Annotated in this window: 10 protein-coding genes; 4 read left to right on the top strand and 6 right to left on the bottom strand. The window is 71.4% G+C overall.

Annotated features, from left to right (window positions below):
• Window position 1: 1 nt before the first annotated feature.
• Both ribA and GTY96_RS23915 read right to left on the bottom strand, forming a co-directional pair.
• The gene (ribA, locus tag GTY96_RS23910; protein ID WP_143905054.1) at window positions 2–676 is read right to left on the bottom strand and encodes a GTP cyclohydrolase II; all 675 of its coding nucleotides are present in this window, start codon (window positions 674–676) and stop codon (window positions 2–4) included.
• A gap of 122 nt (window positions 677–798) precedes the next feature.
• Window positions 799–2,028: a molybdopterin molybdotransferase MoeA gene (locus tag GTY96_RS23915; RefSeq protein WP_161665922.1), complete on the bottom strand. Its 1,230-nt coding sequence runs from the start codon at window positions 2,026–2,028 to the stop codon at window positions 799–801.
• A 197-nt stretch (window positions 2,029–2,225) separates the two neighbouring features.
• Between GTY96_RS23915 and GTY96_RS23920 the strand changes: the two genes are divergently transcribed.
• The 3 genes from GTY96_RS23920 to GTY96_RS23930 all read left to right on the top strand — a co-directional run bounded on the left by GTY96_RS23920 (window position 2,226) and on the right by GTY96_RS23930 (window position 7,455).
• Window positions 2,226–3,632, top strand: coding sequence for a protease inhibitor I42 family protein (locus GTY96_RS23920; RefSeq protein WP_161665923.1), 1,407 nt, complete (start codon window positions 2,226–2,228; stop codon window positions 3,630–3,632).
• Window positions 3,633–3,759: 127 nt separating this feature from the next.
• The gene (rnr, locus tag GTY96_RS23925) at window positions 3,760–7,185 is read left to right on the top strand and encodes a ribonuclease R (RefSeq protein WP_161665924.1); all 3,426 of its coding nucleotides are present in this window, start codon (window positions 3,760–3,762) and stop codon (window positions 7,183–7,185) included.
• A 51-nt stretch (window positions 7,186–7,236) separates the two neighbouring features.
• Entirely contained in the window at window positions 7,237–7,455 is a 219-nt protein-coding gene (locus GTY96_RS23930) for a DUF3185 family protein (RefSeq protein ID WP_186002049.1), read from the top strand.
• Window positions 7,456–7,481: 26 nt separating this feature from the next.
• On the opposite strand, the gene GTY96_RS23935 is transcribed toward GTY96_RS23930, so the two are convergent.
• The 4 genes from GTY96_RS23935 to GTY96_RS23950 form a co-directional block, all read right to left on the bottom strand.
• Window positions 7,482–8,315 carry a tetratricopeptide repeat protein gene (locus tag GTY96_RS23935; RefSeq protein WP_143905058.1) on the bottom strand — a complete coding sequence of 278 codons (834 nt, stop codon included), beginning with the start codon at window positions 8,313–8,315 and terminating at the stop codon, window positions 7,482–7,484.
• Window positions 8,316–8,458: 143 nt separating this feature from the next.
• Window positions 8,459–9,397, bottom strand: coding sequence for a FecCD family ABC transporter permease (locus tag GTY96_RS23940; RefSeq protein WP_143905059.1), 939 nt, complete (start codon window positions 9,395–9,397; stop codon window positions 8,459–8,461).
• Window positions 9,394–10,188 carry an ABC transporter ATP-binding protein gene (locus tag GTY96_RS23945; protein WP_143905060.1) on the bottom strand — a complete coding sequence of 265 codons (795 nt, stop codon included), beginning with the start codon at window positions 10,186–10,188 and terminating at the stop codon, window positions 9,394–9,396. The genes GTY96_RS23940 and GTY96_RS23945 overlap by 4 nt, the downstream gene beginning before the upstream one ends.
• Complete coding sequence (locus GTY96_RS23950) at window positions 10,185–11,054, bottom strand: ABC transporter substrate-binding protein (protein ID WP_143905061.1); 870 nt, start codon at window positions 11,052–11,054, stop codon at window positions 10,185–10,187. The genes GTY96_RS23945 and GTY96_RS23950 overlap by 4 nt, the downstream gene beginning before the upstream one ends.
• Window positions 11,055–11,258: 204 nt before the next feature.
• Between GTY96_RS23950 and GTY96_RS23955 the strand changes: the two genes are divergently transcribed.
• Entirely contained in the window at window positions 11,259–12,377 is a 1,119-nt protein-coding gene (locus GTY96_RS23955; RefSeq protein WP_235685813.1) for a polysaccharide deacetylase family protein, read from the top strand.
• Window positions 12,378–12,381: the final 4 nt, after the last annotated feature.

Here is a 12,381-nt window from a genome sequence, read left to right on the forward strand (position 1 = left end):
CTTAGCCGGCCTTGGCTTCCGTGTCGTCGTCCTCCGCGAAGAGCTCAATCAGGTGCCCCGTACGCTCGCGCTTCGTCCTCAAATAGTCGACGTTATGCGGATTGTGCTCGGTCCGGGAAGGGATTCGGCGACGGACCGCCACGCCTTCCTCCACCAGCCCCGCGATCTTCAGCGGGTTGTTGGTGATCAGATCCACCGAACGCACGTCCAGGGCGCGCAACATCTCCGCCGCGATGTCATACGAGCGCAGGTCGTCCGCGAAGCCCAGCTGCCGGTTGGCCTCGTAGGTGTCCAGGCCCTTGGCCTGGAGGGCGTACGCCTTGATCTTGTTGCCCAGGCCGATGCCCCGGCCCTCCTGGCGCAGGTAGAGCACCACGCCCAGGCCGCTCTGGGTCACGAAGTCCAGCGCGCGGTCCAGCTGCTCGCGGCAGTCGCACTTGAGGCTGCCGAAAACCTCGCTCGTGAGGCACTCGGAGTGGATGCGCACCGGCACCCCTTCCATCCCCGCCGGCTCGCCCACCACCAACGCCACGTGCTCGCGCCCGTTGCGCTTGTCGCGGAAGACGATGGTCTTCAGCACCCCTCGGGCCGTGGGCACGTCCGCTTCCGAGTACCGCTCCAGGTGCTGGGAGGGCTTGCGGGTCGGCAGGACCTGGGGTGAGCGAGTGTCGGACATGGTAGGTCGTCTCCCAGTGGAAGGCTGTTTCTTCTCGCCCCCCTGGATGCAAGTCAAGGTGACACCCGTATGGGTGTGTTGAAACCCGCCCCCTTGGATGCGGCTTTCGTGGACTTCGTTGCTCAGGCGAGCCAGGAGAGGGGGAGCAGCTCGACATGGGAACCATCAGTCAGGCTGTTGCTCTCCCGAGGGAAGTGAAGCAGGTGGGTCGCCGCCGTCGCTGAACGCAGGGCCCCCGAGGTTTGAGTCCCCAGCGGCCTGGCCCACAACTCGCCCGCCCGCCAGGTGGCCGTGACCCGGACGAAGTGGGCGAGCCCTGGCGCCTTGGACAGGGCGCCCTCCAGGCGTCCGGAGACGCGGGGGGGCTCCACGTCCTCCAGGCCCAGGAGCCGGCGCAGGGCAGGGCGGACGAAGAGTTCGAAGGTCACCAGTGACGAGGTGGGGTTGCCGGGCAGCCCCAGGAAGAGGGTGGCGCCGCGCTGGCCCAGGACGAGCGGCTTGCCGGGCTTGAGGGCCACGCGCCAGAACCGCTGCGCCACGCCCAGTGCCTCCAGGGCGTCCTTCACGAAGTCGTGGTCCCCCACGGAGACGCCGGCGCTGGTGAGGACCACGTCGAAGCCGTCCACGTGGGACAGGGCCTCCAGGACGGCCTCCCGCGTGTCCCGGGCGATGCCCAGCAGCGTGGGCACCCCGCCCGCGCGCCGCACCGCCAGGGCCAGGGTGGGGGCGTTGGTGTCCACGATGCCGTCCCCGGGGGGCTCGTCCACCCGGCACAGCTCGTCGCCGGTGGACAGCACCGCCACGCGGGGCCTCCTGGGCACCGGCACCGTGCCCAGGCCCTGCGCCCAGAGCAGGCCCAGCTCCGGGATGCCCAGCGGGGTGCCGCGACGCAGCAGCACGTCCCCCTCCCGCGCGTCCTCGCCCCGGGCGCGGATGAAGTTCCCCGGCCCCACGGCCTCCAGGATCGCCACGGCGTCCGGCGCGCCCGGGACGGGGCGGGTGCGCTCGCGCATCACCACCGCGTCCGCGCCCTGGGGCAGGGGGGCGCCGGTCATGATCCGCGCGCAGGTGCCGGGGACGACCTCCCGGGTGGGGCGCTTGCCGGCGAACACCGTCTCCCCGACGGCGAGGCGCACGGGCATGGGGCCCTGGAGGTCCCGGGTGCTCACCGCGTAGCCGTCCATCGCGGAGTTGTCCCAGGGAGGCAGGGTGCGGCGGGCGCGGAGGTCCTCGGCCAGGGCCCGGCCCAGGGCGTCATCCGTGGGCACCCACTCGGTGGGCAGCGGCGCGCACAGCCCGAGGATCCGCGCGCGGGCCTCCTCCACCGGCAGCAATGCGGGGGTGTCGCTCATGCCGGGTTTATAGCGGCGCCAGGGGGCTTCCAGGAGGCGTTTTCACACCGAAAGTCCGTGGGAAAATCAAGTGTTAGTTTGACAGCCCAGCTGATCATCGTTACAAGCAATCGTGATCGCGAGGCTCGCGTCCAACAGCAGGGGCGTCCCGCCAACCCGTTGATAGCACACGGGAAATTTCCAAGGAGACAGCGTCGATGGCCAAGCCCAAGTCCGGGGCGAAGAAGCCGACTCCCGCTGCAAAAGCCGGTGCGAAGCCTGCCGCGAAGAAGGACAACGCGGCCCGCCTGGATCTGATCAGGAACGCCTCGAAGAAGGTGGCGACGGCCGCGACGAAGGTCGTCAAGGCGGTGGCCGAGGGGGCGAAGGGGAAGGTCGCGGCGGCGAAGAAGGCGGTGGCGGAGAAGCCGGAGAAGGCGTCCGCGACCGCCAAGAAGGCGGTGGCCAAGGCGGCCCCCGCGGCGCCTCCCGCGAAGGGTGGCAAGGCCGCGCCCGTCGCGAAGGCCGCCCCCGCGGCGCCCGCGAAGGGCGCTCCCGCCGGCAAGAAGGCCGCGGGGAAGGCGGGGGGCAAGACCCCTTCGTCCGTTCCCTCCGGTCCCCCCGTGGAGAAGCCGCGCCCGCGCGCGACCAAGCTTCCCCCCGTGGGCGAGCCGCTCACGAAGCGCGAGATGGAGCAGCTGCTCACCGCCGGCGAAGGCCGGGGCGTGATGGGGGAGGGCAGCCTCAAGGGCCGGCTCATCCTCAGCGGCGAGCTGCCCCACCTGGTGGTCGTGGGCCGCGACAAGCGCGAGCTGACGTTCCTGCTCCAGGGCCCGGACCAGGAGGTCCTCCCGGCCTACGTGGACCACAAGGTCTCCGTGAGCGGCCTCATCAAGAAGACGACCAACCACAGCGGCGTGGTGGAGGTGCGCAAGTACTCCGCCAAGAAGCCGGAAGTGGAGGAGGTCGCGCCGCCGCCCGCGGACACCGAGCCGAAGCTGCGCTACCTGTCGCCCGGCGAGGTCTCCATGGCCATCGCCGCGGGCATGGGCTCCGGCATCAAGGGCTTCGCCAGCATCCGGGGCAACCTGGAGATGATGGGCGACGACTTCGTGCTCGTCGTGTCCAACGGGGGCACGCGCCAGCAGGTGTCCTTCGCCATCGAGGGCAAGGCGGCCGTCAAGAGCCTGCGCAAGCACGTGGGGCAGACGCTCCAGGTGACGGGCGTGGTGGACAAGACGTCCGGCTGGGGTGGCCGCATCGCCGCGGAGACGGTGGAGCCGCGTCCGTCCGAGGCGCGCTCGGTGTCGCGCGACGAGATGGAGCTGGTGCACATCGAGGGCGAGGTGCCCACGTCCGTGGACGTGAAGCTCAACCACGGCCTCACGGTGCGCCTGCAGGAGCAGCCCGGTTCGACCTGGGCCATCGAGCCCACGCTGGCCAAGCGCGTGGGTCTGCGCGAGGCCAACTTCGAGCCGGGTCCCGCCGGCAGCCCCGCCACCCGCGAGTTCTTCTTCACCCCCCGCAACCCCGGCAGCTTCGAAGTGGAGTTCTTCCTCGCCAAGGCGTTCACGCCGGGCGTGGTGGAGCGCTCCTTCAAGATCAACGTCACGGTCAGGCCCTGAGGGTCTGGGCGCACGGGCCCTCCCTGGACCGAAAGGTCTCCCGGGGAGGGCGAATGGGGGCCGGGGGGTTCCCGCCCGCACCCTTCGGGCTTACCCGTTCCCTGAGCGGCCCCGCCGCACCCCCACCGTGAGCCTCTCCCAAGACCACATCCGACAGCTGCTCGCTGAAGCCGACCACCCGCTGGGCGTGAAGGAACTCCTTCGCGTCGCGGGGCTGAACCCCGGCCAGCAGACCGAACTCAAGCGCGCCCTGCGCGAGCTGGTGCGCTCCGGCGCCATCCTCAAGGAGGGCAAGCGCTTCCGGCTGGAAGGCCCGCGCGTGCCCCGTGCCCCGGACGCGGATGCGGACCTCCGCCGGGCGCCCTCCGCCCCTCCCTTCAAGAAGCGCGGGCCCGCTCCTGGCAGCGGCCGCGAGGAGCGCCGGGGCGGCTTCCGCGATGACGGTCCCAGCGGTGCTCCGTTCCGGCGCTCGCTCCAGCGGGGCTCCCGCGACGAGCGCTTCACCGACTCCGGCATCCCCGAGGTGGAGGGCATCCTCCACATGCACCGGGACGGCTTCGGCTTCGTGCACCCGGTGACGGGCGAGGGCGAGAACATCTTCCTGCCGCCGGGCGAGGCGCAGCGGGCGCTCGACAACGACCGCGTCCTCGTGGAGGTGGCGGGCCGGCCGGGCCGCTACGAGGGCCGGCTGTTGCGCGTGGTCAACCGCCGCCGTGAGCTGGCGGTGGGCACGTACGTGGCGCAGGGACGCCACTCGGTGGTGCTGCCCACGGACGCGAACCTCCCGGGCCCCATCCGCGTCCCCGCGACGCAGATGGCGCGCGATGGCGACCTGGTGAAGGTGCGGCTGGGCGTGGGCGCGGATCTCCTGGAGCCGGGACAGGGGCTGTTCGGCGAGGTGGCGGGCTCGCTGGGCCGGCCGGGTGAGCCGAGCGCCGAGGTGCTGGGGTCGGCCTTCTCGCAGGGCTTCTCCGACGAGTTCCCGCCGGAGGTGATGGACGAGGCGGATGCGTTCGCCGTGCGCGTCTCCGAAGCGGAGGCCACGGAGGGAAACCGCCGCGACCTGCGCTCCCTGCCGCTCATCACCATCGACGGTGAGGACGCGCGCGACTTCGACGACGCGGTCTACGCGGAGCCGAAGGCCGGGGGCTGGCGGCTGGTGGTGGCCATCGCGGACGTGTCCCACTACGTGCGCGAGCGCAGCGCCCTGGACGCGGAGGCGATCAACCGCGCCACGTCCGTGTACCTGCCGGACCGCGTGCTGCCCATGCTGCCGGAGCGGCTGAGCAACGGCATCTGCTCGTTGCGTCCGGACGAGGACCGGCTGTGCATGGTCGCGGACATGACGTTCGACCGCCACGGCCAGCGCCGCTCGCACGAGCTGTATCCGGCGGTGATGCGCAGCGTGGCGCGCTGCACGTACAACGAGGTGCAGGACGTCCTGGATGGCACGGACGTGCCGCACCGGAACTTCCTCAAGCCCCAGTTCGAGGAGTTGATGGCGCTGGCCCGCGCGCTGATGGGCATGCGCAAGGCGCGAGGCGCCATCGACTTCGACGTGCCCGAGCACAAGGTGCTGCTGGGCGAGGACGGCCTGCCGCTGCGCATGGAGAAGCGCGAGCGCAAGGACAGCCACCGGCTCATCGAGGAGTGCATGCTCGCCGCCAACGAGGCGGTGGCGACGTACTTCCAGGACGAGGGCCTGCCCACGGTGTACCGGTTCCACGGCGAGCCGGATCCGCAGAAGCTGGCGGCGTTCGCGGTGCTGGCGGAGGCGTACGGCTTCCACCTGGAAGTCGAGGACGGTGTGTCGTCGAAGGAGCTGGACGCGTTCATCACGCAGCTGGAGGGACACCCCGAACAGCGGGCGCTCAACCAGCTGCTGCTGCGCTCCATGATGCAGGCCGTCTACACGTCGACGCGCGTGGGCCACTACGGGCTCGCGGCGGAGAACTACCTGCACTTCACGTCGCCCATCCGGCGGTATCCGGACCTGCTGGTGCACCGCATCCTCAAGGCGGTGTGGGCGCGCAAGGGCAAGCGGCCCTCGGACGCGCAGCTGGAGCGCGAGGAGGAGCGGCTGGAGGGCATGGCGCAGCAGTGCTCGGAGCGCGAGCGCGCGGCCATGACGGTGGAGCGCGAGGTGGTGGCGTTCTACGCGGCGCTGATGATGAAGGACCGCGTGGGCGAGGAGTTCGACGCGACGGTGGCGGGCATCGCCGACTTCGGCTTCTTCGTGGAGCTGGACGAGGTGCACGTCGAAGGCCTGGTGAAGGCGGAGACGCTGGGGCCGGGCTCCAAGCTGGACAAGCGCACGCACTCGCTCGTGTACGCGAACGGCAGGCGCGTGCGCGTGGGCCAGAAGCTGCGCGTGAGGTTGCTGTCCGCGAACACGACGTCGCGGAAGATCGACTTCGAGGCGCTCCAGTTCGAGAACGAAGCGCCGCTCCCGAGGGCCGCGGGGGCCCGGCCGCCGTCGCGCCGGCGCGAGTACGTCAACGAGGCGCCGGTGCGCCATCAGGGCGGCCGGCATGAGCGTCCGGGCCGTCCCGGGCGCCACGAGCGCGAGGCCGCGAAGGCGGGGCGCACGCCGTGGAAGAAGCCGGCGGGTGCCGACGCGGACGGGCAGTGGAGGTCGCTCGCCGAACAGGAAGAGGCGGGGACGCGGACCACGGACGAGGCCCTTCAGAAGCCACGAGGTGCTCGCTCGGGGGCCGCGTCGTGGAGGTCCGTCACGGCGGCCGGAGACGAAGGCCGCCAGAAGCCACAAGGTGCTCGCTCGGGGGCCGCGTCGTGGAAGTCCGCCACGGCGGCCAGTGAGGCGTCCCACCGGAAGCTGTCGGGTCCTGGCGCGGAGGCCGAGCCGTGGAGCCCGGACGCGGAAGAGACGCCGTTCGGCGTGAGGCCCTGGGAGCCTCCGACGGCCGAGGACGTCGCGTCGGAAGAAGCCGCGTCGTTCGCTGGGTTTGGTGGCGATGCGTCCGAGGAGGCGACGTCCAGGCCGCGCCCGCGCGGACGGTTCAGCCGGGAAGGGCGCCGCGAAGAGGCCGCGCCCGCTCGCACGACCTCGCGCTTCCCGCGTGCCAAGACCGAAGACGTGCCCACGCCGAAGGCGGAGCCCTCCGCTCCGGCGAAGGGCAAGCGCCGGGTGATTCGCCCCGCGCGACCGGCGTCCGGCGAGGACTCCGCCAGCACCGCGGGAGCGCTGTCGCCGAGTGAGGATTTCGCGCGCCCGGGACAGGACTCCGAGGAGGCCGCGCCGTCGGCGGCACCGGGCCTGGAGGCCAGTCCTTTCGGTGACGACACCGCCCCGGCCGCGTCTCCGCATCCGGGCTTCGACCGGATCCGCGCGCTGGCCGCGCAACGGGGCCAGCTCACCACGGGCGGGGCTCCTGGGCGCGCGGGCGCGTCCAAGAAGGTGCGCAAGGCGGCGACGGGCGCGGCGGCCCGCTCGAAGCCTTCGAAGAAATCCCCCTCGGGGAAGAAGACCGGGGGCAGCAAGGGCGCGAGCAAGAAGCCGGGGCGTGGGGCTCCCGGCAAGCGCAAGCGCTGAACGCGGGGCCGGGACCGCCGGCCTCGCAGCCGTTCCTCTCAAGGAGGCCGTGTGGGCGCTGTGCGAATCGTGGGGTTGATGCTCGCCGTGGCGGGCGGAGTGCTGCTGTTCACCGGGCTCAAGGCGCGGGACTCGCTCACCGAACGCGCGACGGAGCTCATCACCGGCCGCAACACCGAACAGACGACGTACTACGTCGCGGGCGGCGGCGCCGCGCTCGTGGGCGGCGTGCTCCTGGCCCTCTTCGGAGGGGGACGAGGCCGGCGCTAGGCCGCCCCGTCCCCGGGCCCGACTGACTACTTGGCCGTGGCCTGCGCGGCCTTGGCGCGCTTGGTCGCCTCGCCGAACTGCTTGGTCATTTCGTTGAACTGGACCTGGAGCTCCTCGATGCGCGCGGCGTGAGCGGCGGCGCTGGCCTTGGCGGCGGCGACGCGCTCCGCGGCCTGCGGATCCACGACGGGCTTCTTGCCCTTCTCCGCCTTGGGCGGCGTGGCGGCCTCGACGGCCTCCTGCTCGGCGGCGTCGCGCAGGGCCTTCTCGTGCTCCATGTACTTGGCCATCACGATGCGCTTGTTGAGGTACGTGTTGGGCGAGTCCGGGTTGATGGCGAGGACCTCGTCATACGTCTTCAGCGCCTTCTCCAACTCCTCCGGGACGGCCGGGGCGGCCATGGAGCGAGCCCCGCCGCGCTGCGAGTGGACCTCCGCGATCCAGCTGAGCGCGTCGGTGTCCTTCGGGTTGATCTTCAGCGCTTCCTGGAAGTACTGCTCCGCCTTCTCCAGCGGGCCGTTCTTCGCGTACATCGCCGCGATGTTGCGGTAGGCGTCGGCCTTCTCGGTGGGCGTCTTCGCGAAGTCCACCAGCTTCAGCGCGGCCTGCGCGGCGGCGTCCGTCTGGCCCGCCTGCATGTGCGCGAAGGCCTTCTTCTCCCAGACCTTCTCCTGGTTCGGGTCGATCTTCAGCGACTCCTCGTACTCCTTCACCGCCTCCGCGTAGTTCTTGTCGGCGAGGAAGTTGGTGCCCTTGACGCGGTGCTCCTTGGCCTTCTCCTCCTTCTCGTCCGCACAGCCGAAGGTCCCGCCCAGGGTCAGCACACCCAGCATCAAACCCACGCTACCCAGTCGCTTCATGCTCAAAGCCTTTCGTGAAGTTCCAGGGGGCACGCCACGTCCGGGGGCCCCACGTGCCGCGGAATATACCCGAACTCGACTCGTGAGCCGCGTGTCCTGAGGGCCCGGCCTCCCCCCGGGCGGCCAGGGCCGGACACTTCACTTCAGGAGGAGCGGCCGCGCGCGACCAGGGAGACGAGCAGGGGCGCGCCCAGGGCGGCCGTCACCACTCCCACGGGCAATTCCCGCCCGGGGAGGATCACCCGTGCCGACGCATCGCACAACGCGAGGAAGGCCGCCCCCACCACCACCGAGCCGGGCAGCAGGACGCGGCGACTCACGCCCAGAGTGCGGCGCACGAGGTGCGGGACGATGAGCTCCACGAAGGCGATGGGGCCGCACCAGGCGACGCACGCGGCGACGCCCAGCGCCCCCAGGCCGATGGCCACCGTGCGGACGCGGCGGACGGGGACGCCCTGGGACTCGGCGTGCTCCTCGCCGGCGATGAACACCTCCAGTGCGCGGGTGAGGGCGAGCAGGCCCACGACGGTGACGAGCGCGAACGGCGTCAGCAGCAGCACGCCCGAATAGCCCACCTGGGGCAGGTGGCCCAGCGACCAGAGCGTGGCCGCCATCAGCTCCGCGGAGTCCGCGGAGAACTGCAATCCGGTGGCGATCGCCCCCGCGGCCATGGAGCAGGCGATGCCCGCGAGCACCACGTCGTTCATCCGCACGCGCCGGCCCGCCGCGATGGCGGCCACCACCAGGCTGACGCCCAGCGCCCCCACGAAGGCCGCGGCGGTGATGAGCGGCAGTCCCCCAGGCGCCAGTCGAGCCCCCAGGATGATGGCCACCAGCGCGCCCAGGGTCGCGCCCGCCGTGGTGCCCACGGTGCTCGGCGCGGCCAGCGGGTTCGCGAAGAGGGACTGATACACCGCGCCCACCAGGGACAGCGTGCCGCCCACCAGGATGGCCATCAGCGTGCGGGGCACGCGCAGCTGCCAGAAGATGAAGTCCGCCGAATCCGCGGAGAAGCCCGGGCCGATGAACGGCGCCACGAGGCAAGCGGCCACGCACAGCGCCACGAGGACCCAGGGCTTCACGGCGTGCCTCCGCTCCGGGGCAGGCCCACGAAGACGCGGTGTCCCTCCACGTGCATGCCGTGCATCCTCACGCCGAACAACGCTCCCAGCTGTTCGCCCAGGTCCGGCGCATCGAGGCGCGAGTCGAACGCCACGCGGCCCTGGAAGAGCCCGACCACGCGCGGCGCGGGCGTCCCGGGCGCATGGGTGTGCGCGAGCACGTTGACGTCATGGGTCACGCAGAGGATGCCGCGCCCCGCGCGCCAGAGCTGACCCATGCGCGCGTACAGGTCCAGCTGCTGCGCGGGGTCCAGGAAGTTGGCGGGCTCGTCCAGCAGCACCAGCGGCGTCTCCTGCGCGAGCAACCCCGCCACCGCCACGCGCTGCCGCTCGCCGCCCGACAGCTCGGTGATGGGCCGCAGGGCGAACGATGCGGCCCCCACCTCCGCGAGCGCCTGGTGCGCCGCCGCCTCGGAGGCGCGCCGGGACTCGGGGAAGCGGTAGCGCGCGGAGACGACCTGCTCCAGCGCGGTGATGGGCTCCGCCGCCTCCAGCCGCTGGGGCAGCCACGCGAGCCGCGCCGCGCGCTCACGGGGAGCGAGCTTCGCCACGTCCTGTCCGTCCACGAGCGCATGGCCCGCGTCCGGCTGGAGCAGGCCCAGCGCCACCCGCAGGAGCGTGGACTTTCCGGCGCCGTTGGGCCCGACGATGGCCACGAAGTCGCCCGGTGTCACGCGCAGCGACACGCCATCCAGCAGCGTCCGCCCGCGCGCTCGCACCGTCACCGCCTCCAGCGTCAGGCCGGCCGTCATGGCGCGGAGGGCAGGGTGCCCAGGGCGGCGTGGAGCCGGTCGACGACGTCGAGGATGGCGGGCCCGGTGGACTGCACGTCGGGGCCGATGACCAGCCGCACCCGGTCCTCTCGCGCGGCGCGCAGTCCGGTGAGCTGCTTCCATTGGGTGAGCACGCGCGCCTGCTGCTCGGCGTCCAGGGCGGGGGCGTTGATGAGGACCAGCACCGCGTCCGGATTGAGCGCGATGACCCCTTCCAGCGACAGGTTGGGCGGCCCAAGCTTGTCCTCCGCGACGGCGTTGCGCCCACCCGCGGCTTCCAGCGCGGCGCCGTGAAGCGACGCGCGCTTCATGTACCAGACCTCCGACAGCGTGCCCGCCACGTCGCCCAGCACCAGCAGCACGCGTGGCGCGTCCTTCGGCGCGGGGCGCGACAGCGTCACCTGGAGCCGCTCCGCCAGCGCCGCGGCCTGGGGCTCACGTCCGCTCAGCCGGCCCAGCTCCTTCACGCTCGCCACGACCTCCGGAAGCGACAGCCAGGGCAGCACCTTCAGCGGCGCGAGCGCGGACAGCGCCTCCGCTGGAGCCTGCTTCACCTGCTGGTCCACGAGCAGCGTCGGCTTGAGCCGCGCGATGGCCTCGAAGTTGGGGGTGAAGGTGGTGCCCACCCGAGGCAGCGCGGGAGCCCCCTCGGGCAGGGTGGTGTAGTCGGACACGCCCACCACCTCCGCGCCGGCGCCCAGCGCGAACAGCGTCTCCGTGAGGGACGGCGACAGCGAGATGATCCGCCGCGCCTGTGACTCCGACGCAGGGGGCGCCGAGCGTTGGCAACCAGCCGCGAGTGCGAGCACCACGCAGAGCAGCGAGGGGAGGCGGAAGAGACTCATGGGCGGGTCGCCTTCTAACACGCGGGTCGTCCTCGAGTGCCGGGAAGCGAAGCCTGGGTTTTACGCGTGAAGCGCGTTTATCCTGAGAAATCCTCACAGGGGGAATCGGACATGGCCTGGATGAATCCGTCGTCCCGCGCGCTCTGCGCCGCGGCGCTGCTTTGCACTTCGTCTGCCCTTGCCGCATCGCCGTTCGCGGAAGGGATGGTCTCCATCACGTTGGATGACGGCTGGAGCACGCAGTACACGGCGGCGCGGCCCGCGCTCAACTCGCGAGGCATTCCCGCGACCTACTACCTCGTCACCGACGCCATCGCGCAGGGGTGGGGTGGCTACCTGACCCTCGCGCAGGTGCGGACGCTCCATACGGAGGGAAATGAGATCGCCAGCCACACCCGCACGCACCCGGATCTCACCACGTTGACGCCCGCGCAGCTCACGTCGGAGCTGCATGACTCGCGGGTGTATCTGTCCACGAACGTGGGGCCGGCGTGTGGCAAGGACTTCGCTTCACCCTATGGTGCCTACAACGCGACCGTGATGGCCGCGCTGAAGCCGGAGTACGCCAGCCACCGCACCATCAACGCGGGCCGGAACTTCCGCGACACGGTCATCTACGAGCTGCGCGCCAACGACGTCTCGAGCGCGGTGACGGTGGCGACGGTGAAGGGATGGATCAACCAGGCCATCGCGGAGAAGAGCTGGCTCATCATCCTCTTCCATGAGTTCACCAGCGGCACGCCCACGCGCGACACGCAATACAAGACCTCCAACTTCACCAGCATCCTCGACTACGTGCGGTCGACCGGCATCCGCACCGTCACCGTCGCGCAAGGGCTGGCGCTGACGGACGGCGTCACGGAGCCACCGGTCTCCGTGGGCACGGTCGTCTACGACGACGCGATGGGCAGCGGGTTCCAGGACTGGAGCTGGGCGACGCACGACCTGGACCAGTCCGTCACGGTGCACTCCGGGGCCACGGCCATCGGGTTCGAGCCGGACTTCTGGGAGGCGCTGATGTTCCACCACGCGGGCCTGGACCTGTCGCTGTACCAGTCCGTCGACCTCTGGGTGCACGGCGGCACCACGGGCGGTCAGCAGGTGCGGCTGGCGCTCTACAATGGCTCCACGCCGCGCGGCAGCATGAACCTGGCGACGGCGCTGGGCCACCCCATCGCGGCGGGGACGTGGCAGAAGGTCTCCATTCCGCTGAGCGCGCTGGGCGCGACGTCCGGCACGGTGGATGACCTCTACGTGATGGACGACTCAGGAGCGAACCAGGGCACGCTGTACGTGGACGACTTCATCCTCGTTCCCCGCTGAGCCG

Source organism: Corallococcus silvisoli (assembly GCF_009909145.1).
Lineage (GTDB): Bacteria > Myxococcota > Myxococcia > Myxococcales > Myxococcaceae > Corallococcus > Corallococcus silvisoli.

Excerpts from the sequence above, each read along its gene's own strand:
- ribA (WP_143905054.1), bottom strand. The coding sequence starts at position 676 with ATGTCCGACACTCGCTCACCCCAGGTCCTGCCGACCCGCAAGCCCTCC.
- GTY96_RS23915 (WP_161665922.1), bottom strand. The coding sequence starts at position 2,028 with ATGAGCGACACCCCCGCATTGCTGCCGGTGGAGGAGGCCCGCGCGCGG.
- GTY96_RS23920 (WP_161665923.1), top strand. The coding sequence starts at position 2,226 with ATGGCCAAGCCCAAGTCCGGGGCGAAGAAGCCGACTCCCGCTGCAAAA.
- GTY96_RS23935 (WP_143905058.1), bottom strand. The coding sequence starts at position 8,315 with ATGAAGCGACTGGGTAGCGTGGGTTTGATGCTGGGTGTGCTGACCCTG.
- GTY96_RS23945 (WP_143905060.1), bottom strand. The coding sequence starts at position 10,188 with ATGACGGCCGGCCTGACGCTGGAGGCGGTGACGGTGCGAGCGCGCGGG.
- GTY96_RS23950 (WP_143905061.1), bottom strand. The coding sequence starts at position 11,054 with ATGAGTCTCTTCCGCCTCCCCTCGCTGCTCTGCGTGGTGCTCGCACTC.
- GTY96_RS23955 (WP_235685813.1), top strand. The coding sequence starts at position 11,259 with ATGGTCTCCATCACGTTGGATGACGGCTGGAGCACGCAGTACACGGCG.